Genomic DNA, 22,497 nt, shown 5'->3' with positions numbered 1-22,497 from the left:
ATCAGTATTAACCACCATAAATAGTATTCCACCAGCTTTCATCTGGTTTACCATCAGACATAAGTCCCTCTGCAACCCAAGTATTACTTTTGTTACTATAAAATATATATAGCCACCTGACGGTTACACCTTTATCGAAGGAAGAATTTCCTGGTTCTTTGACGTTTATTTCTAGTTCGTAATAAGCTTTATTATTTCTTACTTCAGCATTACGTATTTTTACATAGTCAATATCTATTTCATTCCATATTTTTTGACCTTCTTCTAAAGTAGTACTATTAGAAGAATTAACTGTGTAATTGTAAATGAAGGAATATTCTTTGTTTATCATAGCATTCATATATAAATTACAAAATTCTTCAGCGGAGCTAATATCATAGTTTATAGATGTAGAATCATTAGTTTGCAGTGAATGAGAATCTAAATTTTGTGGATTATAATATTTTCTATTTGGTAATATTTCTGTCAGTGGAGTAAAAATAGAAACAAGCCATTTTTTATTTTTATTTATTAGCTTAATTTTTCCTTCTAGAGTTTGCTTTTCCTTATATCCATCATTATATATTATATTAATATCAGCATTATATTTGTAGTAAGCTTCGGTATCATTATCACTAGAGATTTTATCAAGAATAATGTTAGATATGGTAGTGGTGTATTCATAGTCCTTAGCCATTTTTATATAAGATAAGGGAAATCTATTTAAAATAAGTTCATCACCTAATTGAGAAGTAATAGAATCACCTATATTTTTTAAACAAGCTTCTCTAATTTTAGTTTCATCTTCAGGAGAAAGTGTAACAATACCTGTATCCCCATTAGAAGGAGCACGTCCTTCAAGAGAGCTTTCAAAAAGCTTGGAAAGTTGATCTGTTAAAGTATAGTCTGAAATATTATAGTAATTTTCTATAAAAGATTCAGCAACGGCTTTATCAGGAGAAGGATTTACTCTTTCGCAAGCAATTAGGGAAAATATAACGATACTAAAGAAAAGTATAATACATAACAAGGAGATACCATTAAGTTTGTTCTTCATATCAAAAATATTTTTAAATCTTTTTTTCATGTTATCTACACCTCCATTAAAATTGGTTGAAAAAGTATTAACCATTATTATCACTTCTGCAAATGTAGTATATAATTATATTCTACATTTGTAGAAGGTTTATATCAAGAAATAAATGTAATAACATATAAAATTTACAATTAGATTTATGTATTAAAGGGTATGTTATAGAAAATAAAAGTCGGTAAACTAATTATTTTTTAATGTATAATTTGAAAAAAATGAATATATTTACAAAAAATATAATAAATATGATATAATTGATATTAATAAAAACTGAGGAGATAGTCAGGATATAATTTTGCGTTTAATATAAAAATTATATTTATCTAAATATTTGAATTAACAATAACTTTATGGAGGTTATAGTATGAAAAAAACTGCAATTTTAACTATAAGTGATAAAGGTTCTGAAGGACAGCGTATAGATAAGACAGGGCAAGTGTTAAGGGAGTATTTAGAAAAAAATAAATATATAGTCCATTATTATAAAATTATACCTGATGAAGTTGTAGATATAAAAAAAGAACTTATATATATATGTGATGAATTAAATATACCCTTGGTAATTACTAATGGAGGAACTGGATTTTCAAAGAGGGATGTAACTCCAGAAGCAACTTTACAAGTTATAGAAAAGTATGTACCTGGTATTGGAGAATTTATGAGAATGAAGTCTATGGAAATTACACCAAGAGCTATGCTGTCTAGGGGAATTGCAGGTATTAGAAAGAATTCTTTAATTATAAATCTACCAGGAAGTCCTAGAGGTGCTAAAGAAAATATAGAGTTTATTTTACCATATTTAGATCATGGACTAAAGATTTTATCTGGAGAAACTTCAGAATGTGCTAGGAGTGAAGTTGATTTATAGGGAGTATAAAGGGAGGAGTATTTATGGAAGATTCCCATGGACGTAACATAAATTATTTAAGAGTTTCTCTTACGGATAGGTGCAATTTAAGATGTATGTATTGCATGCCAGAAGGAAAGTGTAATCAAAATTATGTTAGTTCGAAAATGTCTATAGAAGAAATAGATTTAATTATTAGAATATTTGCTGAATATGGTGTTGAGAAAGTTAGATTTACTGGTGGAGAACCGTTGATTGTAAAGGATATTTCTAAGATTATATATAATGCATCCCAAGTTAAAGGAATTAAAGATATATCTTTAACTACTAATGGCATATTTTTAAAGGATAAAATAGATGAATTAAAGAAGGCTGGGTTAAATAGAGTAAATGTAAGTATGGATACATTAAAGGAAGATAAGTATGAAAGAATAACAGGACGATCATATCTTAAAAAAGTTAAAGAAGGTATAGAAGTATGTTTAGATAAGGGCATTACTCCGGTGAAAATTAATGTAGTGCTTATGAAAGGTATAAACTTAGACGAGGTTGATGAGTTTATTAAAATTGCAGAGAAAATGCCTATAGATGTGAGGTTTATAGAATTAATGCCTATAGGAGCAGGTACAGAGTTATTTAAAAATCATTTTATACCCTATAAGGATATAGTAGGGTCACATCCTAATCTTATACCTGAAGATCATAGAGTATCTTCAACGGCAGAACTTTATAAAAGTAGTAAGGGAAAAGGAAGAATTGGATTTATTAGTCCTATAAGTTGTAATTTTTGTAGTGAGTGTAATAGAGTTAGATTAACTGCTGAAGGTGGAATTAAGTCTTGTTTGCATGGTGAAGAAGAAATTAATATTCTATCAGATGTACGAGATTTATTTAAAAAATATAATTTATCATACTGTGATTTACGAGAGAGTAGAGAATATAGTATTCTTAAGAAAAAGATTTTAGGAGCTATGTATAATAAGCCATTAGGACATAGACTATCTATGGAAGGAAAAAGTAGAAGCAATAAGCAAATGTTTCAAATAGGAGGATAACTTATGATTAAAGATGTTCAAATAGATGAAGGATTCACTCATATAAATAAGCAAGGAAGAGCTAGAATGGTAGATGTTAGTGAAAAGAAAAAGACAGATAGAGAGGCAATAGCCTGTGGTTCTATTTATATGAAGAAATCTACTTTAGAAAAAATAGACAAAGGGGAAATTATAAAGGGAGATGTACTTTCCGTAGCTCAAGTGGGTGGGATAATGGGAGCAAAGAAAACTTCAGATATAATTCCCATGTGTCATTCTATCATGATGTCAGGGTGTGATATTACCTTTCAGCTAGATCATGATAAAAGTAAGGTAGATATAATAGCTACAACTAAAACAATAGGGGAAACCGGTATAGAAATGGAAGCTTTAACAGCGGTATCCATAGCAGCATTAACTATATATGATATGTGTAAGTCAGTAGATAAATCAATGGTTATAAGTGATATTAGGCTACTTCGAAAGATTGGTGGAAAATCTGGAGAGATTAATTATTTTTAAAGTTAGGAGAAGATGGCTATGGCAAAGGTTATTAGTATTAATATAAGTACTAAGAAAGGGGTTATAAAAACACCTATAAAAAGAGGTTTCTTTAAGATCGACTTCGGATTAGAAGGAGATGCTCATGGTGGTAATTGGCATAGACAAGTTAGCTTGTTAGGAGATGAAAGCATAGATAAGCTTAGAGGGAAAATAAATAAAGAATTAGTCCCAGGAATATTTGCAGAAAATATAACAACACAAGGAATAACTTTATATGAACTACCCATAGGAACAAAGCTTTCCATTGGAGAAGTTATTATGGAGGTGACACAGATTGGAAAAGAATGTCATAAAGACTGTGAAATAATGAAGACCACAGGGGAGTGTGTTATGCCTAGAGAAGGAATTTTTGCTCAAGTATTAGAAGAAGGATGGATAGAACCTGGTGATGACATTTCTGTAATTAAGTATTGGAAAGCTTGAGTTAAATTATAAATAGAATTTGTCAATATAGGAAGACTATGATAGTATATAAGAACATAAGAAGCTGTATATATTATTTTATAAAGTGAATCTTATGTATCAGAAGTATAGTAACGAATGGAGGAAATGAAGTTATGGGTAATTTACCTAATTGTCCAAAATGTAATTCAGAATACACTTACGAAGATGGAAGTATTTTTGTTTGCCCAGAATGTGCTCACGAGTGGGGAGTACAAGCTGAAAATGAAAATAATGAAGATATTAATGTTATAAAAGATGCAAATGGAAATGTGTTACAAGATGGTGACTCTGTAACAATAATTAAAGATCTTAAAGTAAAAGGTGCTTCATCATCAATAAAAATAGGAACGAAAGTAAAAAATATACGTTTAGTTCCTGATGCATCTGATGGCCATAACATTGATTGTAAAATTGATGGTTTTGGAGCTATGAGTTTAAAATCCGAATTCGTTAAAAAAATATAAGCTATAATTAACTCTACAAAAGGAACCTTCCATGAATTATATGTAGTTCATGGAAGGTTTCTTTTTTTATTTTAATCTAAACACTACGGTAACAGGATTATGATCAGAGTATTTAAAATCTTGATCAGTACCTTTAGTAGAAATAATTTCAATATTATCAGATACTAGAAAACCATCAATTATTGAAGTTAGATTTTCACCCTTAATATAAGGAGTAGCTACAGTTCTAGAAGTAGCAATGGTCTTGTCATAGGCCCAAGAGTAACCGCTGGGAACAAAATCCTCAGGAATATCTTGTAACCACTCAGGCCATTTTTCAGTAGTAGTAAAATCGAAGGCATTAGTACCTGGAATTTGTTGATTCCAATCGCCACCTATAATTACATAGTTTCCTTTCAAATATTCTTCTTCTAAAATAGATTTAATATATCCAAGTTGTACTTTACGTATAGCACCACCTTTGTCATATGCAGAAAGATGAGCGTTTATAGCAACTAACTCCTTACCATTATCTACAGCCAATCTGTTTATTACCATAGCTCTATCTAAATCAGCTAATTGAACAAAGAATGAAGACTTACCGGGTAAATCATGTCTAGTAGCAGATTCTAGGTTGAATTTAGAAAGTGTTGTAAGCCCAGCAAGAACTTGTCCATGAGGTTTAAATATAGGTATAGGAACCCATGGAACTTTATAATTTATAGCAAAGTTTGTACTATAATCACTAAAACTTTTCTTAATTCTTTCTAGCTGATTAACTTTGTAGCTCCTAGTAGCTTTTACGTCTACTTCTTGTAGAAATATTATGTCAGAATTTAAATCTTTAATTATCTTTTCTATACCATCTAGATTTTCAAATACCTTTTCTTCGCTTGTTCCTCTAGACATAACTCCACCATCCATAAAGAAATCCACTGTATCGTCCATTGTACCATATCCGATGTTGAAGGTAGTTATGCTTATAGCTGAATTAGTTTTAATAATTTTATTTTTGTTATTTTCTATATCAATAGCAGTCTTTTCTTCAGGTTTATAATCTGTAACTATCATAAAAACTATATATGTAGCAAATATAACTACAAGGGCTAAAAGTATAGTTATTGGTATTTTTAATATCTTTTTTCCCATATAATCCTCCTAAAAATAAATAATGTAATACTATTTTAACATGGAAACCATGGACAGAGTAAAAAAACTTATATTAAATCGTTTTGACAATTCTCTTATGGATAATCTACTACATTAGGGTCTAGTCAAAAAAAAGTTTATATTGTAAAATAAATGTCTAGTTTTAATAAAGTTTTATTTTATTGTATAATTAAGTGGAAAGTTTTAAGAATTAAAAATAACTATAAATATAAGTAAATTTATTTAAGCAAGAGAAAATAAGTAAGGTGTGAGAGAAGTGGCTAAGGTTATTATTGCGGAAAAACCATCCGTGGCAAAGAATATTGCAGAAGCTTTAAATATAAAAACTAGAAAAGATGGATACTTTGAGGGTGAGAATTATTTAGTTACGTGGGCATTTGGTCACTTATTACAACTATATGATGCTAAAGATTATGATGAAAACATGAAGGGATGGGAATTCTCTAAGTTTCCATTTATACCTAGTGAGTTTAAATATAAGATAAAAAGTGATTCTCTTAATAGAAATATTACTGATAAGGGAGCTGAGAAACAGCTTAGCATTATTAAATCACTTATAGATAGAGAGAATGTAGATGGAATAATATCCGCCACAGATTTTGATAGAGAAGGGCAGGTTATAGCAGATGAATTATTTATATATTTCAATGAAGAAAAGCCTGTATATAGACTTCTTTTAAATGAGTGGACTCCAGATGAAGTAAAAAAGGGTATGGAAGCCTTAAAGCCTAATATAGAAATGAAGTCCTTACAAGATGCTGGAATAGGAAGGCAATGGGCAGATTGGGTTATTGGGATAAATCTTACATCTGTGGCAACTTTGAGATATAAATTTGAAGATGTTAAGATGCTAAACATAGGAAGAGTGTTATTGCCAACTCTAAAGATAATATATGATAGGGATATGGAAATTGAAAACTTTGTGGCTACTACTTATTATAAGTTATCGGCTACCTTTAAGACTAAGGCTAATGAAGAGTACGAAGGTCTATATTATGAAAATGATTCAGAAAAATTTGAGGAAAAGTCTTATCTAAGTAATATAGGTAAATTACTACAAGGACAAAGAGCAGAGATAGTTGATAAGCAAACAGAGAAGAAAAGAGAATATCCACCTTATCTATTTAACCTATCAAATCTTCAAGGTCATGTTACTAGTAAATTTAAAGGATGGACTTCGGATAAGGTTTTAAAGGTTGCCCAGTCTCTTTATGAAAAAAAGTTTATTACTTATCCTAGAACTGCCAGTATTGTTCTGGAAGAAAGCTTAGAGGATAGAACAAGGAAGGTTTTGGAGAGTCTTAAAAAGGGTCTACCATATGAAAATCAAATAAAATTTGCAAAAACTAAAAGGGTTTTTGATAATTCTAAGGTGGAGAGTCATAGTGCTATAGTTCCAACTTATATAAAACCAAGCAACCTTAGTGCTGATGAAGCAATTGTTTATAATGCAGTGAAAAATAGATTTATAATGCAATTTATGCCTATAGCTGAATTTGAGGAAACAAAAATTACGGCTAAGGTTTATGATGAAAATATTAAAGGCGTATTTGTTTCCAAGGGTAAAGTTCAAATTGTTGAAGGCTGGCGTGTGGTAGAAAAGATAGAAACTAAGGACACTATACTTCCTTTAGTTATGGAAAAGGAAGTAGTGGATATTGTAGGAAATAAAGTTAATACCGTAACAAAGAAGCCACCTAAAAATCATACAGAAAAGACTTTGCTAAGGGTTATGGAAACCTGTGGTAAGAGTTTAGGAAAAGAAGAAAATAATGATGAGGATGAAAACTCAACAGAAGATAATTCGGAGGAAACTTCAGAAGAATTAATGAAGTCTATATTAAGTGGTTTTAGTATTGGAACACCAGCTACTAGAGCTGAAACTATTAAAAAACTTAAAGATATAGGATATATTACTACTAAAGGAAAAAACCTAACTTGTACAGAGTTAGGTAGGACAATGGTAGAGATGTTCCCTGTAAGGGATTTGTTCGACTTAGAATACACCGGTAAGCTAGAAAAAACTCTATCGGATATAGAAAAAGGAACTGTAGAAAAGGACACCTTTATTAAGCATATTTGTGATTTTACTAGTAAATCTGTGGAAATTATAAAAAAGGATACATCAATGTTATCCAAAATAAAGATAGAGCTTTCTCCTGGGACGGTCAGTGTAGGTAATTGTCCTATATGCGGAAATCCAGTAGTGGAAGGAGAAAAAAGCTTTGGATGTAGTAACTGGAAGAATGGTTGTAAATTCACTATTTGGAAGAATGATAAATACATTGAATCCTATGGTAAGAAGGTTACAAAAGAAATGGTAGAAATACTTCTTAAAAATGGCAAAGTAGGATTTAGAAATTTGAGAAGTAAGAAAGGAAATACCTTTGCTGCTTATTTTAGATATGAAAAGAATGAAGAAACAGGTTATTTAAGTTGGAAGATGGAATTTATTTAAAAAGATAAACAAGAAATTATATTTAAACTACAGATAATTAAAATAGATTCATTATCAATTGATAATACATTGTACAAGAAAGTTATTGAGAAAATTCACAAATTAAGGGTAACTGAGTATTATAATAATATATTTTATCTGGTGTATGGCCATATTATTGTTGATTTTCGATATTAAGGAAAAAGATAATAGTGGTTCAACATTAGACTAAAGTCAATTGATAATGGAGGAGATTTATGGATGAAAGAACAAGTATAGGTGTAGGAGTTAGTAAAAATACAATCTTAGTTAATGCCATTTTAGGAACAATTAAAGTATTGGTAGGTATTATGTCTAGTAGTAATGCGATGATTGCAGATGGTATCCATTCTTTTTCTGATGTAATTAGTACTATAGGAGTAATAATAGGACTAAAGCTTTCTAATAAACCTGATGATAAATGCCATCCGTATGGACATGAAAGAATTGAAAGTATTTCTTCTTTGTTTTTATCTATAATGCTTTTTGTGGTTGCTATATCTATAGGATATTCCGGTATTAAAAATATTGTTTTAGGAGAAATAAAGAATCCAGGAATCCTTGCTATTTGGGCTGCTATATTGTCTATTATCGTTAAAGAGTGGATGTATTTTTATACAATAAAATATGCTAACAAAATAAATAGTTCTGCTCTCAGAGCAGATGCTTGGCATCATAGATCAGATTCTTTTTCTTCAGTGGGAGCTTTAATTGGAATAATTGGAGCTAGAATGGGATGGCCAATTTTAGATTCAGTAGTTGCCATAGTTATTTGTGTTGTAATTATAAAAGTAGCCTGTGATGTATTAAAGCAAAGTGTAAATCAATTAATAGACACTTCTGCAGATGAAGAAATTATAAGTGATATCAATGAAAAACTTCAGACTATTGAGGGCGTAAGACATATTGACAGTATAAAAACGAGACAACATGCTAATAGAGTATATGTAGATGTAGAAGTGTCTGTAGATTCAAAACTTACAGTAGAAGAAGGACATGACATAGCAATAAACATACACCATGGTGTCGAAAAAAATCAGAATATTAAGCATTGTATGGTTCATATTAATCCTTATAAGTATAATTAATATGAACATTAAACTAAAAGGATGGGTTATATTTGACATAAATAATTTTTGGGCTTAAATAAGAGTAAAAATACTATATGCAATATAATTTTGTATTGCATATAGTATTTTTTAGTAAGGGGTTACGTTTAATTATATTCTATTTAAGTTCAAAAGATTGGCAGTCTGTACATTCAACTACTGTAGGATTTTGTTCATGAGTTCCTACTTTAATTTGATTTAATGTACAGTAGTTTTCGTTACGATTGTTGTACTTGCAGTTGTTGATTGTACATTTAATAGATTCATTTTTATCCATTTTAATTCACTCCTTAAAAAGTTTTTGTATTAACTACAAAATTAGTATGGCTTTTATATTTGTTATTATTCATTGTAAAGTTTCTTAAAAATATAAAAATTTATTTTATAGAGTAATTAGAACCAAATTGAGAACGACAGAATTCTATGAAATAGCCTTGAGGATGCAGACAAACAGGACAGGATTTAGGAGCTTCCTTCCCTTCATATATATATCCACAATTAGTACAAAACCATTGAATTGATTCATCACGTCTAAATAAAGTATCTTCTTCTAATTGCTTAGCAAAATAATTAAATCTATCTCCATGAACTTTTTCTACAGAAGCTATGTTGCTAAATAATGTGGAAATAGCATTAAACCCTTCTTCTTTAGCAATTTTAGAAAAATTACTATAAACATCATCGTATTCTTCATACTCATTGTGATGAGCAGCCTTTAATAGTTTTAGAGTTGAATCATATAAGTCTACAGGATATGCACCATTTCCTATTTCTATATTATTTCCAGCTTCTTCTTTTAATTTTTGATAGAATTGATTAGCGTGAGCCATTTCTTGGTTTGCAGTATAATTAAATACTTGCTCAACTATATAAAGTCCCTCTTTTTTTGCAAAACTTGCAGCAATAGTATATCTATTTCTTGCTTGACTTTCACCAGCAAAGGATCTCATTAAATTAATGCGAGTTTCACTATCTTTAAAATTCATTTTTATTACCTCCAAATTTTTAAATCTTATTACTAAGTTTCCAAAAGTAGAGTAATTTTATTCATAACTTTTAAAAGTAAGTTAAAGCAAGAGTTAAATTGATACGAGAACATTATCAGAGTTAGATTATATAAGTTGAAATAGTATGTACTTAGAATCTGATAAAGATAAAGAGCGTATGAAGTAGAATTAAATGTTAATACAGTAGGTATATGTACATTACTTCAATTTATAGACATTGATTTAAAATAGAGTGAAAGATATAATAAATCTATCTGTGGTTTTATATTTTCATAGCCCATGAAAATATGAAAAATTTACTGCTGAGGGACAAAAGTAGTAATTAAAAATTTCAGGGAAGGTAGGAATAATATGAAATTAAGTATTATTAAAAGGGATTCAAGAGTTAAAGACTTTGATATGGAGAGAATACATATAGCCATTAAAAAGGCTTATGAAGAAGTCCATGGAAATGACTTTGTGTTTAAAGAACATTGGAGTGACTTAGAAATTAACATAGAAAAAACTATTATAGAGTTAGGAAAAGAAGAGCTGTTTATTGAAGAAATTCAAGACATAGTAGTTAAGGCTTTAAATAATAAAGATAAAACTGTATCAAAGGCCTATGAAGATTATCGTGAAAAGCGTAGAATTGCAAGAGATACTAATGGTGATACATATAAAAAATTAGATAAGGTACTTCAATGCTCTGATATTATGAACTCCAATGCTAATGTGGACGAGCATAGTTTTGGTGGTCGTAAATTTGAAAGTGCAAATGTAATATTAAAAAGGTATACCCTAGATAAGGTAATAAAGCCTGAAATAGCAAGGGCACATATTGAAAATAGATTATACATACATGACTTAGATAGTTATGCTACGGGAATGCATAATTGTAGTTTCCCAGATATAAAGAAACTAGTTAACAATGGATTTATTACTAGAAATGGGGATGTAAGAGGAGCTAATGGACTATCTACAGCATTTCAATTAGTAGCAGTAATATTCCAAATACAAAGCCAAGAACAATTTGGAGGTACAGGAAGTTGCCATATAGATTATGATTTAGAAGAGCAGGTGGATATATCTTTCAAAAAGCATTTTTCTGATGCACTTTTTTACTTTGAAGATAAAGAAGTAAGCTGGAAAGAGTTAGATTCTGAAATATGCGTAGAAAATAAAGAAGAGCTAAAGAAGAAATATCCTAAGTTAACAGCTTTTGCATTAAGAGAGCTAGATAGAGAGGGTATGCAATCAGCTCAAGGCCTATACCATAATCTGAATACACTAGAATCAAGACCAGGTTCCCAAGTACCATTTACATCTATAAATTTAGGAAGAAGAACTACAGTTGCTGGTAGAATGCTTACTAGATGGCTTATGCTTGCTAGTATAGATGGAATAGGAAAACATCATAAAACAAGTATATTCCCAATAGCAATCTTCCAATATAAAAAAGGGGTTAATGATACAGAAGAAACTCCAAACTATGACTTAAAGAAGTTAGCTATAGAATCTATGTCTAAAAGAATATATCCTAACTGGGTAAACTGTGATTGGAGTAAGAATGTAGAAGATTTAAGTAATCCGGATACAGCTATGGCAACTATGGGATGTAGAACCTTAGTTGGATTTGATAGACATGGTATGGGATATTCAAAGGTAGGAAGAGGAAATGTTACTCCAGTAACAATTAACTTGGTAAAAATAGGTATAAAACATGGGATATGTTTAGGAGAAAGAGAAGAAGCTAATCTTGAAGGTTTTTGGAATGAATTAAATGAGCTTTTAGAACTTTCAACTACAGCCTTAGTAGATAGATTTAAATATATATGTTCACAAAGTGCTAAATCAGCCCCTTTCATGTATAGAAATAAAAGTATGTTAGGTGGAGAATATGACTCAGACACTTGTATTTATGATGTAATGAAACATGGAAGCCAAGCTATAGGATATGCAGGTATTGCAGAAATGTGTCAAGCTCTCTTTGGAAAAGATCATGGTGATGATAAGGATGTTCATAAGTTTGCATTATCGGTGGTGGAAAGAATTTCAAAGTTTGCAGAGGAAGCTTCAGAAAGATATGATTTAAACTTTGGTTGTTATGCAGCACCAATTGAGTCTACTTGTGGAACTATAATAACAGGAAATAGAGAAATTAAAGGTTTAAGGGATGAATTTGGAATTATAAAAAATGTAACGGACAGGGAGTGGATAACTAATTCACATCACATACCAGTTTGGAAAAATGTAGATGTGTTTACTAAGTTACAACTTGAGGCTCCATTTACTAAATATCCTACTTCAGGATGTATAACTTATGTAGAGTTAGATAGTTCTGTAGTAGAAAATCCAAAAGCAATAGAACAAATAATAGATTATGCCTTTAGCTTAGATATTCCTTATTTAGCATTTAACTTCCCTATAGACACTTGCTTAAAGTGTGGCTATCAAGGAGAATTTAATGATAGATGTCCAATTTGCCATAGTGAAGAAATAGAACAACTTAGAAGAGTTACAGGATATTTAACTACAGATTATCGCAACTTTAATAAAGCTAAGCAAGCTGAAGTTAAAGAAAGATTTAAGCATAGCACTATAACTAAGCTATAGGAAGGACCGTAAAAAGTGATTGATACTATAAGGTTAATAGGATATAATCCATGTTCTTTAAATGAAGGAATAGGTCTTAGGGAAGTATGCTATATAGCAGAGTGTACACATAAGTGTCATGGGTGTCACAATGAAAAGTATTGGTATGAAAAAGGAGATTTATATAAAATAGATGAGGTTGTAGATAAGCTTACTAAAAATCCAATTACGGGTATAACTCTAAGTGGTGGAGATGGACTAACTGTTCAATATAAAAATACTTTAGAATTACTTAAGAGATTAAAAGAAAAATCTAATAAGAATATATGGTTATATACGGGTTATACTTGGGAGCAATTATTTGAATTAAATAAAGAAGAAGTTTTAAATTATGTAGATGTAATTGTAGATGGGAGATTTGAAATAAGCGAAAGGGATGTAACTCTAAAATTTCGAGGAAGTAGCTCACAAAGAATTATAGATGTTAAAGAAAGCTTTAGAGAAAATAAGGTTAAAGAGTTTAAGTTATAAAAATTAATATAAGAGCATTAGAAAGAGGAGAGACGCAATGAGAACAAGAGGATTTGAAATAGTTACAGATGAGAAAAGAAAGCATCCGCAGGAAGACATACAGTTACCAACAAGGGGAAGCAAGCATGCTATAGCCTATGATATATATTCACCTATAGATGTAGTTATAGAGCCTATGGGTAAGCAATTAATATGGACAGATGTAAAGTCATATTTTCAACCAGGGGAAGCTTTGATTATTAATGTTAGAAGTTCTATGGGAAGTCATCCAGTTTTAATGGCTAATGCTCAAGGCTGGGTAGAGTGTGACTATTATAACAATCCTAAGAATGATGGGAATTTGGGAATAAATCTTTTAAATCTAGGAAAAGAGCCTTATATAATTAAAAAAGGTGATAGAATAGCTCAAGCTATGTTTATACCTTTCTTAGTAAGTGATAACTGTAATACTGAAGAGGAAAGAGTTGGAGGTTTTGGTAGTACAGGTAAATAATAAGTTTTAATAGGTGTATTTATTTTTTAGAACATGGGCACTATATTCTTAATCTTTTATTAACGCTTATAAAGGTAGGGATATGGTAAATGAAAAGAACTATGATAACAGTGGTAAGTTGGACTTTAATTATTTCAGCTATTTCTATGGTATATTTTTTTAATATTATTGAAAGAAAAGAAAATGAACCCTTTGTAGAAGCTATGGTAAGTGATAATTTATTAGTTAATAATAAAATCATTGAGCATATAGGCTTAGCAGAAGAAGCTTTAAAGGAGTTTGGGGCTATGAGTAGTGAAGAAGCTGCAAAGCTTTGGGCAAAGGGAATGATGACTAGAAATGGAGTACTTCAATACGCTGTTATGAATAAGGAACTTCAGCAAGATTTTAAAAATCATCTTTCTAATGAAAATAATACATCATGGGTAACAGGGACTTCAAGTCCATGGATTACTAGCTATGAAATGATAGACCAAGTTGATGTAAGTAGCAAGGTTAAATTGCATAAGATAAAATTCAATTTAGCTACAGCACAGGGCAATGAGAAACCAGTCTATAACACATTAACTATAATGTACAATGATAATAAATGGGCTATTTCTAGTATAAGGTAGATTAACTTTGTAGATATATATATTATAAAGAAGTTCTTATTTATGGCGATATATAAGAACTTCTTTTGTTTCGAAGTTTATTGTAGTAAATAAGCTTAAAAAATAGTATAATTGTGTAGCCTAAGTTAATAGTGTGAAAAAAAACAATAAACTTAAGCATTAAATAAGTATTGTTGATATATAATTTAGAACATAGAAAAATTAAAAATGTAAAATAAGGGAGACAATTATGAAAATAAAACTAAACTCCAATATTGCTAAAAGAACCATATCTAATATTATTGTAGTTTCAGTAGGGATTATACTGTTTTTTATAATAAAAAATCTAGGAGGTATTTTTAATAAAGTAGGAGAAATAATAAAACTATTAATGCCGTTTATATATGGTTTTTCTATAGCCTATTTATTAGCTATACCATTAAAGTTTTTAGAAGATAAAGTTCTTAAATTTATGGACAAGAAAAATCAGTACAAAGCAAAAAGGTTTATTTCAATAACAATTACATATATATCTGCAGCTATATTAATTAGTATTATATTTTCTATATTAGTTCCGGAGCTTAGTCGTAGTATATATACACTTTTAGAAAATATACCTGAATATATTAATGCTCTAGAGGAATATATAAATAATATAGTTATAGCTTTAAATTTGAATGGGGATATGGTAGAGGATATAGTAAAAGATTTTAATAGCATATCTAAGTATATAACAAGTATTGCAGGCACAGCAGTGTTAGATTTATTCCAATTCTCTGCTAATATTACTCAATATATACTAAACATATTTATAGCAACAATTATATCTATTTACTTATTAGCAGGAAAAGAAAAATTTTTTGCACAGATTAAAAAATTCTTATATGCTATGTTGCCGGAGAAACCTGTAAAATATGTAATAGAGCTCACTAGGTCTAGTCATAAAACCTTCATAGGTTTTCTTGGTGGTAAGTTGTTAGATTCATTAATTATAGGAATCATATGTTTTGTGGGTATGAAGATATTTAAAATGCCATATCCACTTCTTGTAAGCTTTATAATAGGAATAACTAACGTTGTACCGGTATTTGGACCATTTATAGGGGCAGTTCCTAGCGTTATAATTATATTTATTGCTAGTCCAATTAAGGCATTATGGTTTATATTATTTATTTTAGTGCTTCAACAGTTTGATGGAAATATATTAGGGCCTAAGATTTTAGGAAACTCCACAGGATTGACTGCCTTTTGGGTAATGTTTGCCATACTTTTAGGAAATGGATTATTTGGAGTAGTAGGAATGATATTAGGAGTTCCAACATTTGCTGTAATTTATTCAATTATAGTAAGTGTGATTAATAATGCACTTAAGGAAAAGGGATTGCCAGTAGAAGCTAAGGAATATGCAGCTCCAGAAAATAAAATTAAATTTTAGAAAATGTACATTAATATGTTGAGATATGGGATGAATTTATATCTTAACATATTTTTATTTTATAGTCTTAAGTTCATTACAAATTTTGGTAAAAGTAATCCATATTTCAATGATAATATAATGGAAATAGAACATTTGAAAATAATTACAGATAATAATATTGTTAATAAAGGAAATATGATGTATAATTTAACTGAAAATATAAAAATGAGGTGTTATTTATGGATTTTATGTCCTTTGAAGATGTTATAGCGAAAATTCAAGGTGTAACTCATAGTAAAGTAGTATATAATGATGAAGAAGTAGAAGAGGTTCATATAATTGCCAATACTACAAGATCACCTAAACAGATTGTAAGAGACATCGAATCAGCACTTCTTGCGATATTTAATTATAGAATAGATAGAAAATTAATTAGTATAGCTCAAATAGATACTGGGGAAACGAAGTCTATAAAGAGAATTAGATATGAAGGTATTTCTTTAGAAGTTAAAGATAATAACGTAAGATGTGAAATTAGATTGAATATGGATGACGATGAGTATACTTCTACGCAAACTGCAATTGGAACAAGTATTAATAGACTTAAGGTAGTAGCTAAAGCTACTGTGTCAGCTGTAGAAGAAATAATTGGACAAGTCTCTGTTTTTGATGTAGAGGATATAGTAATAAACTCAATTAGAGACGTATCCTATGTAACCGTTGTTGTAAATATGATAAATGACATTGCAGAAGAGGTTCTAATAGGAACTGCCATTGTAAGAAATGATGTAAATGAGGCAATAGCAAAGGCCACTCTTGATGCAATAAATAGAAGAATAGAAAAATAGTTAAACTGGTTTAATGGCCGATTATATTTAAATTATATTCATATTTTATTTATCTTCCCTTAGCGGAGTGGAAATTATGACAGATTTTTAGCGGATCTTTGTTAATTTGCATATAAGGGGGATTTTATAATGAAAAACATGAAAAAAGTAATGCCAGCTTTAATAGCTTTATTAGCTTTAGCAATGGCTGGTGGATCAACTGCTACTTGGATATTTTAATTAATTATATATAAACAAATCGGCCTTAAATATATTTGGGAGGACTAAAATGAAGGGGTTATCACTTAAGCAAAAAGGCTTCTTTTTAATAATATATATAACTACAGTAATATTATTGGTACATTCGATAATCTCTAAAAATATTACACTAGAATTAAGTGGTATTGGGGATATGGTGTTTTTTACAATATTAACTGCATTAACTGAATCATTTACTGTTGTTTTTAAAAATATGTCGGTTAGTACAACTTTTGCAATAACTATTACTACATACATATTATTTGGTCCGTTTTCTAGTATTTTAATATTAGTATTAGGATTTTTATTTCGTATATTAAAAGTCAATAACAAACAATATAAACATTTATTTAATACACCAATATATGGAACGGTGTTTAATTGTTGTGCTATTATACTCCCAATTATTATTGGGAATTATGTTTATAATATAATTAACAATTCAAGTTTAACTATTTTGCAACAAAACAATATATCTATCGTAGTATTTGGAGTTATATATTTTTTAATAAACGCACTAGTAATGTCAATATTAATGTCATTAATGACAGAAAAACATATATTTTATTGTTTAAGTAGTAGTATTAAAATAGGGATAATTCATTTTATTGTAATGATACCTGTAGGATTAATTTTAGCAATGATATTTAACGAAAATAAGTATTGGGGAATCGTATGTATAATAATTCCTATATCTTTAATTAGATATACTCTATTATTATATTCAGATTCAAAATCGCAGTTTATTGATACTGTTGAAGCCTTAATGAATGCAATTGATGCTAGGGATCAATATACAGAAGGACATTCTAGAAGGGTTGCAGAGATATCTGTAGCCATTGGAAAAGAGTTAAAATATAATCAGTGGAGTATTGAAGAATTAAATATAGCTGCTATGCTTCATGATGTGGGTAAAATTGGAGTTAGTGATGCTATTTTAAATAAACCAGGGAAGTTAACGGATGAGGAATTCGATGCAATAAAGGAGCATCCGGTGATAGGAATTAAAATAATTAAGGATATTAAAAATATTGATTATGTTTATCCTGTAGTTAGAAACCATCATGAAAGGTATGATGGAAAAGGATATCCAGATGGTAAAAATGGTGATGAATTACCTTTAAGTGTTTACATAGTTCAGCTAGCCGATACTGTGGATGCTATGGCATCAGATAGGCCTTATAGGAAAGGACTTTCGGAAAGTATTATTTTAGAGGAAATTAAAAAATGTTCAGGTACTCAATTTCATCCTAAGGTGGCAGAAACTTATTTAAGAATTGTAGAAAAGAATGGTGGAAAGTTGCCTTAATATAATAATTAAAAATAAATTAACTTAAAATATTTTACATATATGGGGGATAGCCATGTTCTTATTTTCAGTAGTTCTTGGAGTAGGATTAGGATATTTGCTAAAAGGAAATATAGAAAACTTAAATAATCTCGAAATTAAAGGATGGTGGCTTATAGCCCTAGGGTTTTTAGTGGAATTTGTAATGAAGATTTTTCTTAAATCAGGAAACCTTCAAATTGGAAGTTTAACTTATGTTTTAAATATAGTAATGTATAGTTGTATAATGGCATTTATATATATCAATAGAAAATATAAGATGATTTTAGTCATTGGGATAGGCTTTTTATTGAATATAGTGGTTATATTCGGAAATGGATGTACTATGCCTATTAGTACAAAGGCTATGGATATATTAAATGTAAGTGGACCAGTAGAAACTAAAGGTTTATATTCTATTATTAGTGCAGAAACAAAGTTTAAATTTCTAGCAGATGTAATACCATATAAGTTATGGAAGTATGGAGGAATAGCCAGTATTGGAGATATCGTATTATCTATAGGTATCATTGGTATTATAATAAAGGGAATGAAGCTTAGAACAGATTAAAATAAATATAAAATTATATATTTAATGCTTATAGAACACCTTTTAGGTGTTTTTTGCATATTACATAGAATAATAAAATATAATTGTTGAAGAAGAAAATAGGTATAAGTTTAAGTAGTTTCAAGTAAAATTCAAGTTATATTTAAAAAAAGTGTATTGACTACAAATTAACAATAATATATATTTATACCATGGGTAAAAAGGATTTACATAAAGTTATAACATAACTCAATTGAAAAAATTGATAAGGGGGAGGAAATATGGCGTTAAAGGTAAATAATCTTGCTAAGAGCTATGGTGATAAATTGGTAGTTGATAATTTAAGCTTTTCCATAGAAGAACCGGGAGTTTTTGGATTATTAGGAACTAATGGTGCAGGAAAAACTACTACCATAAGAATGATGCTAGGAATGTTAAAAAAAGATAATGGGACGATTACTTGGAATGAGAAACAATATAATTCTAAAGAAGTTTCAACAGGATATTTAGCAGAAGAACGTGGTATATATTCAAAATTTACTGTGTTAGATCAATTAATATATTTTGGTGAATTAAAAGGAATGACTCGTAAGGAGGCATTAAAAAGCATTGAATATTGGCTTGAAAGATTAGAAGCTACTGAATATAGAAATAAAAGAGCAGAGCAATTATCTAAGGGTAATCAGCAGAAAATACAATTTATTGCAGCCTTAATATCTAATCCAGAAGTACTAATTTTAGATGAACCTTTAAGTGGACTTGATCCAGTAAATACAGATTTGTTTAAAGATATAATTAAGGAAGAAATAGCAAGAGGCAAATATATAATAATGTCAAGTCACCAAATGAGTACTATAGAAGAGTTTTGTGAGAATCTTGTTATACTAAATAAAGGTAAAACTGTGTTAAGTGGTAATTTAAAAGAGATTAAAAAGTCCTATGGAAGAAATCACTTAATTTTAAATTGTGATGGCGATATAAAAGAGCTATTGGAAAAAGCTAATATGAAAATTTTAAATGAAAATCAAGATTATATAGAGTTAAGTATTAATAATGAAGATGAAGCTACAAGTTTACTTAAAGAAATATTAAGTAAAAATATTCAAGTTATTAGATTTGAGCTTAGGGAACCAACTCTTCATGAAATATTTATTGAAAAGGTAGGTGAGTAGAAATGAGTATGGATAATTTCTGGAAGGTTACAAAATTTACTGTAGCTCAACAAGTTAAGGGTAAGGCATTTAAGATTTCTACCACCATAATATTGATAGCGGTGCTTATATTAACATCATTAGTAAATTTTATTCCTGCAATTTTTGGTAAGGATGATGACAGTAAAGAGGCAACTAATGGTAGCAAAGAAATTGGAATAGAGACTGCTTATTATATGGATGACTCTGACCTGAAGGTAGATTTAGAGTCAGGATTAAAAGTAGCTTTTCCAAATTTAAATTTAAAAAAGGCTACAGAAAGTAGAGAGTCTATATTAGAAAAACTTAAAACTATGGAAGATAAGATGGTTTTAGTTTCTATTAGTAATGAAAACATTGGATATTACGTAGAGGTAATAACACCCACTAGTGATGCCGTATCTTCAGAGGATGGACAAATATTAGCAGAAACTATATCTAGTATTTTAAATAATAGTAGATTAATTAAGGCTGGAGTATCACAAGAAGAGCTAGGAAAATTATCTACACCTATAAACACTCAAGTATTTACTGCAGGTGATGAGGATGATACCTTGGAAGATATGATAATAAAAATGGTATTTCCTATGGTAGCGTGTATGCTACTATTCTATATAATTTATTTTTATGGATATTGGGTTGCCAGCTCTATAGTTGCAGAGAAAACTTCAAGAGTAATGGAATTATTACTTACATCAACTAAACCAATGGAACTTGTTGTAGGTAAGTGTGTTGGTATGGGATTCTTAGCAATAACTCAGTTTGCATCTATATTACTAACTGCCTATATATCCTTTATAGGAAGTGGAGCTATAGTTAAGAAGTTTATAGATACATCTGCAAATATATTTGATATATCAGCAGTACTTGGAAAAATTCCAGTGGTGCAAGTGGTATTAATAATACTGTTCTTTATATTAGGATATGTATTGTATGCTATTATAAATGCTTTAGTTGGTGCAACTATAAGTAAGTTAGAAGATTTAAATACAGCTATAATGCCAGTATCATTTATTTCAATAATAGGTTTTTACCTAGCATATGCAGCAATAATGTCACCAGAATCAGTGATAGGAACCATTGCAACCTATGTACCATTTTCAGCACCATTTTATATACCATCTATGATTTTATCAGAAACAGTAGGTATAGTTCAGATGGGAGTTTCATTATTAATATTAATAGCAACAATTGTAGTGTTGACTCTATTTACAGCTAGAGTATACTCTGTAGTAATACTTCATACAGGTAATAGACTAAAAATAAAAGATCTATTCACCATATTTAATAACGAAAAATAGTATAAGGAAATTATAAGTTTAAAGCTAACTAAGAATAAAATTGTAAAAGATTATTCCTAGTTAGCTTATCTTATCTAAAGATAGTATGAGTAGAAGGTTCATTTTCTCCATATGGAGAATGCTCATTAGCTTTATTTTTAACACCTTCTTGGTATTTAGGGGATATTGGATCAGATTTTAGTGAAGTAGTTTTTTTATTTTTAGTTTTACAAGAATTTTTAGACATAATACTTCCTCCTTAATATAAGTAATATTATCATTTGTAGAATTACATAAAATAATACTAGTAATATATTGTATATATGGTAGTAGTGTTATAATAAAAATTCATGTTATTGTATTATTTATCTAAATCTAATTTATTTATAATATCCTCATAGGTTGTCTTAGTATTTTTTGAATCTTTGTAGTTAATGTAATAATGGGAAGGGCTAGAGTCTAATATAATTTCAATGAAGGGACCCTCTTTGCTAGCTAAGAATAGCTTAGCTTTAATATCATTTTCTAGACTATAACTTCCTTTTTGAATTCTACCCATGTCTATGCCGCCTGTCCTAATATGAATTTTAGGCATTTCATTTACTAGAGAAATACTTTTTATTTTATCCTTTGGAATTGAAGCATTAACTCCACTAGATATTTTTATAGAAGTATCAGTGATTGTTACTTTAGTTGAGGAATAACCAATAGCCATTATAGGTATACAAGTTATCAGCATAATAAATATAACTATTACTAATACAATTTTTGTTTCTTTACTAGAGTTTGGATTATGGTCAAAGCGTTGACAATTATAAATAGAATACAGTAGTACAATTACAGTTAGAACTATAAAGATAGCTAAAGAAAAATTAAAAAAATAACTTAATAGAAATCCCACAATGTTCAAACTAGAGATAAAAAAGAATATTTTACTCATATAATTTCCTAAGGCTTCAATTTCCACATTTGCTTTTTCTTCTTTACTCATAGTGTTGTATCCTGAGATTAGCCAATACCACTTTAATTTTCTAATGCATATTCCAATTGCAAAGAATAGGGATGCAACAATCAAAAGTACAATTTTTATTCCCATAGAGATACCTCCTAAATACAATATATAATATTATATACAAATTATATGATTAGTTATGAAATATATCAAGAAAATAAAGTAATAATTACAAAATAAAAGAAGTAGAATTTGAAATAAGTTTAGAAATTTAAGATGTATACGTTATATTAAAAAATATATAAAATAAATATTGACTATGTTTGTTTAGTATTATAT

Annotated in this window: 23 protein-coding genes; 17 read left to right on the top strand and 6 right to left on the bottom strand. The window is 29.2% G+C overall.

The window, feature by feature from the left end:
- Nucleotides 1–7: 7 nt before the first annotated feature.
- Nucleotides 8–1,066 carry a hypothetical protein gene (locus ACTNBA_RS18195; protein WP_441075693.1) on the bottom strand — a complete coding sequence of 353 codons (1,059 nt, stop codon included), beginning with the start codon at nucleotides 1,064–1,066 and terminating at the stop codon, nucleotides 8–10.
- 370 nt (nucleotides 1,067–1,436) lie between these two features.
- On the opposite strand from ACTNBA_RS18195, the gene ACTNBA_RS18190 reads away from it, so the two are divergent.
- The 5 genes from ACTNBA_RS18190 (at nucleotide 1,437) to ACTNBA_RS18170 (ending at nucleotide 4,425) form a co-directional block, all read left to right on the top strand.
- Nucleotides 1,437–1,940, top strand: a complete 504-nt coding sequence (locus tag ACTNBA_RS18190) for a MogA/MoaB family molybdenum cofactor biosynthesis protein (RefSeq protein ID WP_441075692.1) — start codon at nucleotides 1,437–1,439, stop codon at nucleotides 1,938–1,940.
- A 23-nt stretch (nucleotides 1,941–1,963) separates the two neighbouring features.
- Nucleotides 1,964–2,974, top strand: coding sequence for a GTP 3',8-cyclase MoaA (gene moaA / locus ACTNBA_RS18185; RefSeq protein ID WP_441075691.1), 1,011 nt, complete (start codon nucleotides 1,964–1,966; stop codon nucleotides 2,972–2,974).
- Between the two features lie 21 nt (nucleotides 2,975–2,995).
- Complete coding sequence (gene moaC / locus ACTNBA_RS18180; protein ID WP_441075714.1) at nucleotides 2,996–3,475, top strand: cyclic pyranopterin monophosphate synthase MoaC; 480 nt, start codon at nucleotides 2,996–2,998, stop codon at nucleotides 3,473–3,475.
- Between the two features lie 18 nt (nucleotides 3,476–3,493).
- On the top strand, nucleotides 3,494–3,940 hold the full coding sequence (locus ACTNBA_RS18175; protein ID WP_441075690.1) for an MOSC domain-containing protein: 447 nt from the start codon (nucleotides 3,494–3,496) through the stop codon (nucleotides 3,938–3,940).
- 134 nt (nucleotides 3,941–4,074) lie between these two features.
- The gene (locus ACTNBA_RS18170) at nucleotides 4,075–4,425 is read left to right on the top strand and encodes a zinc ribbon domain-containing protein YjdM (protein ID WP_035129948.1); all 351 of its coding nucleotides are present in this window, start codon (nucleotides 4,075–4,077) and stop codon (nucleotides 4,423–4,425) included.
- Nucleotides 4,426–4,491: 66 nt separating this feature from the next.
- Here ACTNBA_RS18170 and ACTNBA_RS18165 read toward each other — a convergent pair whose 3' ends face one another.
- On the bottom strand, nucleotides 4,492–5,553 hold the full coding sequence (locus ACTNBA_RS18165; RefSeq protein ID WP_441075689.1) for an endonuclease/exonuclease/phosphatase family protein: 1,062 nt from the start codon (nucleotides 5,551–5,553) through the stop codon (nucleotides 4,492–4,494).
- A gap of 277 nt (nucleotides 5,554–5,830) precedes the next feature.
- Between ACTNBA_RS18165 and ACTNBA_RS18160 the strand changes: the two genes are divergently transcribed.
- Entirely contained in the window at nucleotides 5,831–8,032 is a 2,202-nt protein-coding gene (locus tag ACTNBA_RS18160; RefSeq protein ID WP_441075713.1) for a type IA DNA topoisomerase, read from the top strand.
- Nucleotides 8,033–8,268: 236 nt separating this feature from the next.
- Nucleotides 8,269–9,138 (top strand): cation diffusion facilitator family transporter, encoded by an 870-nt coding sequence (locus tag ACTNBA_RS18155; RefSeq protein WP_441075688.1) that lies wholly within the window; start codon nucleotides 8,269–8,271, stop codon nucleotides 9,136–9,138.
- Between the two features lie 139 nt (nucleotides 9,139–9,277).
- On the opposite strand, the gene ACTNBA_RS18150 is transcribed toward ACTNBA_RS18155, so the two are convergent.
- Together ACTNBA_RS18150 and rbr are read right to left on the bottom strand one after the other, a co-directional pair.
- Complete coding sequence (locus ACTNBA_RS18150) at nucleotides 9,278–9,436, bottom strand: DUF1540 domain-containing protein (RefSeq protein WP_150845702.1); 159 nt, start codon at nucleotides 9,434–9,436, stop codon at nucleotides 9,278–9,280.
- A gap of 100 nt (nucleotides 9,437–9,536) precedes the next feature.
- Nucleotides 9,537–10,145 (bottom strand): rubrerythrin, encoded by a 609-nt coding sequence (rbr, locus tag ACTNBA_RS18145; RefSeq protein WP_441075687.1) that lies wholly within the window; start codon nucleotides 10,143–10,145, stop codon nucleotides 9,537–9,539.
- A 372-nt stretch (nucleotides 10,146–10,517) separates the two neighbouring features.
- Here rbr and nrdD point away from each other — a divergent pair, with 372 nt between their 5' ends.
- From nrdD to ACTNBA_RS18095, 10 genes are all read left to right on the top strand, one after another.
- Nucleotides 10,518–12,761, top strand: a complete 2,244-nt coding sequence (gene nrdD, locus ACTNBA_RS18140) for an anaerobic ribonucleoside-triphosphate reductase (protein ID WP_441075686.1) — start codon at nucleotides 10,518–10,520, stop codon at nucleotides 12,759–12,761.
- 15 nt (nucleotides 12,762–12,776) lie between these two features.
- Complete coding sequence (gene nrdG / locus ACTNBA_RS18135) at nucleotides 12,777–13,271, top strand: anaerobic ribonucleoside-triphosphate reductase activating protein (protein ID WP_441075685.1); 495 nt, start codon at nucleotides 12,777–12,779, stop codon at nucleotides 13,269–13,271.
- Between the two features lie 37 nt (nucleotides 13,272–13,308).
- A complete protein-coding gene (locus ACTNBA_RS18130; RefSeq protein ID WP_441075684.1) occupies nucleotides 13,309–13,764 on the top strand; it encodes a dCTP deaminase/dUTPase family protein in 456 nt (151 codons plus the stop codon).
- 89 nt (nucleotides 13,765–13,853) lie between these two features.
- Nucleotides 13,854–14,378 (top strand): hypothetical protein, encoded by a 525-nt coding sequence (locus tag ACTNBA_RS18125; RefSeq protein ID WP_441075683.1) that lies wholly within the window; start codon nucleotides 13,854–13,856, stop codon nucleotides 14,376–14,378.
- Between the two features lie 229 nt (nucleotides 14,379–14,607).
- Nucleotides 14,608–15,792, top strand: coding sequence for an AI-2E family transporter (locus ACTNBA_RS18120; protein WP_441075682.1), 1,185 nt, complete (start codon nucleotides 14,608–14,610; stop codon nucleotides 15,790–15,792).
- A 221-nt stretch (nucleotides 15,793–16,013) separates the two neighbouring features.
- On the top strand, nucleotides 16,014–16,622 hold the full coding sequence (locus tag ACTNBA_RS18115) for a hypothetical protein (protein WP_150845709.1): 609 nt from the start codon (nucleotides 16,014–16,016) through the stop codon (nucleotides 16,620–16,622).
- Nucleotides 16,623–16,890: 268 nt separating this feature from the next.
- A complete protein-coding gene (locus ACTNBA_RS18110) occupies nucleotides 16,891–18,168 on the top strand; it encodes an HD-GYP domain-containing protein (protein WP_441075681.1) in 1,278 nt (425 codons plus the stop codon).
- A gap of 55 nt (nucleotides 18,169–18,223) precedes the next feature.
- Nucleotides 18,224–18,757 (top strand): DUF5317 family protein, encoded by a 534-nt coding sequence (locus tag ACTNBA_RS18105; protein ID WP_441075680.1) that lies wholly within the window; start codon nucleotides 18,224–18,226, stop codon nucleotides 18,755–18,757.
- A gap of 260 nt (nucleotides 18,758–19,017) precedes the next feature.
- Entirely contained in the window at nucleotides 19,018–19,908 is an 891-nt protein-coding gene (locus ACTNBA_RS18100; protein WP_441075679.1) for an ABC transporter ATP-binding protein, read from the top strand.
- A gap of 2 nt (nucleotides 19,909–19,910) precedes the next feature.
- Complete coding sequence (locus tag ACTNBA_RS18095; RefSeq protein WP_441075678.1) at nucleotides 19,911–21,227, top strand: ABC transporter permease; 1,317 nt, start codon at nucleotides 19,911–19,913, stop codon at nucleotides 21,225–21,227.
- Nucleotides 21,228–21,297: 70 nt separating this feature from the next.
- Here ACTNBA_RS18095 and ACTNBA_RS18090 read toward each other — a convergent pair whose 3' ends face one another.
- Both ACTNBA_RS18090 and ACTNBA_RS18085 read right to left on the bottom strand, forming a co-directional pair.
- The gene (locus tag ACTNBA_RS18090; RefSeq protein ID WP_346847482.1) at nucleotides 21,298–21,453 is read right to left on the bottom strand and encodes a hypothetical protein; all 156 of its coding nucleotides are present in this window, start codon (nucleotides 21,451–21,453) and stop codon (nucleotides 21,298–21,300) included.
- 114 nt (nucleotides 21,454–21,567) lie between these two features.
- Nucleotides 21,568–22,302 (bottom strand): DUF3784 domain-containing protein, encoded by a 735-nt coding sequence (locus tag ACTNBA_RS18085; protein WP_441075677.1) that lies wholly within the window; start codon nucleotides 22,300–22,302, stop codon nucleotides 21,568–21,570.
- Between the last annotated feature and the right edge of the window lie 195 nt (nucleotides 22,303–22,497).

It is taken from the genome of Clostridium sulfidigenes, assembly GCF_052067195.1.
In the GTDB taxonomy this organism is placed as follows: domain Bacteria; phylum Bacillota; class Clostridia; order Clostridiales; family Clostridiaceae; genus Clostridium_J; species Clostridium_J sulfidigenes.
This window is presented reverse-complemented; position numbering and strand designations above follow the sequence as displayed.

Bases quoted from the DNA above. Each gene is read 5' to 3' on its own strand.
- rbr (WP_441075687.1), bottom strand. From the start codon at position 10,145: ATGAATTTTAAAGATAGTGAAACTCGCATTAATTTAATGAGATCCTTT.
- ACTNBA_RS18175 (WP_441075690.1), top strand. From the start codon at position 3,494: ATGGCAAAGGTTATTAGTATTAATATAAGTACTAAGAAAGGGGTTATA.
- ACTNBA_RS18130 (WP_441075684.1), top strand. From the start codon at position 13,309: ATGAGAACAAGAGGATTTGAAATAGTTACAGATGAGAAAAGAAAGCAT.
- ACTNBA_RS18105 (WP_441075680.1), top strand. From the start codon at position 18,224: ATGTTCTTATTTTCAGTAGTTCTTGGAGTAGGATTAGGATATTTGCTA.
- ACTNBA_RS18095 (WP_441075678.1), top strand. From the start codon at position 19,911: ATGAGTATGGATAATTTCTGGAAGGTTACAAAATTTACTGTAGCTCAA.
- ACTNBA_RS18100 (WP_441075679.1), top strand. From the start codon at position 19,018: ATGGCGTTAAAGGTAAATAATCTTGCTAAGAGCTATGGTGATAAATTG.
- ACTNBA_RS18110 (WP_441075681.1), top strand. From the start codon at position 16,891: ATGAAGGGGTTATCACTTAAGCAAAAAGGCTTCTTTTTAATAATATAT.
- ACTNBA_RS18120 (WP_441075682.1), top strand. From the start codon at position 14,608: ATGAAAATAAAACTAAACTCCAATATTGCTAAAAGAACCATATCTAAT.
- ACTNBA_RS18195 (WP_441075693.1), bottom strand. From the start codon at position 1,066: ATGAAAAAAAGATTTAAAAATATTTTTGATATGAAGAACAAACTTAAT.
- ACTNBA_RS18125 (WP_441075683.1), top strand. From the start codon at position 13,854: ATGAAAAGAACTATGATAACAGTGGTAAGTTGGACTTTAATTATTTCA.
- ACTNBA_RS18090 (WP_346847482.1), bottom strand. From the start codon at position 21,453: ATGTCTAAAAATTCTTGTAAAACTAAAAATAAAAAAACTACTTCACTA.
- ACTNBA_RS18190 (WP_441075692.1), top strand. From the start codon at position 1,437: ATGAAAAAAACTGCAATTTTAACTATAAGTGATAAAGGTTCTGAAGGA.
- ACTNBA_RS18115 (WP_150845709.1), top strand. From the start codon at position 16,014: ATGGATTTTATGTCCTTTGAAGATGTTATAGCGAAAATTCAAGGTGTA.
- nrdD (WP_441075686.1), top strand. From the start codon at position 10,518: ATGAAATTAAGTATTATTAAAAGGGATTCAAGAGTTAAAGACTTTGAT.
- moaA (WP_441075691.1), top strand. From the start codon at position 1,964: ATGGAAGATTCCCATGGACGTAACATAAATTATTTAAGAGTTTCTCTT.
- ACTNBA_RS18150 (WP_150845702.1), bottom strand. From the start codon at position 9,436: ATGGATAAAAATGAATCTATTAAATGTACAATCAACAACTGCAAGTAC.
- ACTNBA_RS18085 (WP_441075677.1), bottom strand. From the start codon at position 22,302: ATGGGAATAAAAATTGTACTTTTGATTGTTGCATCCCTATTCTTTGCA.
- ACTNBA_RS18170 (WP_035129948.1), top strand. From the start codon at position 4,075: ATGGGTAATTTACCTAATTGTCCAAAATGTAATTCAGAATACACTTAC.
- ACTNBA_RS18165 (WP_441075689.1), bottom strand. From the start codon at position 5,553: ATGGGAAAAAAGATATTAAAAATACCAATAACTATACTTTTAGCCCTT.
- ACTNBA_RS18155 (WP_441075688.1), top strand. From the start codon at position 8,269: ATGGATGAAAGAACAAGTATAGGTGTAGGAGTTAGTAAAAATACAATC.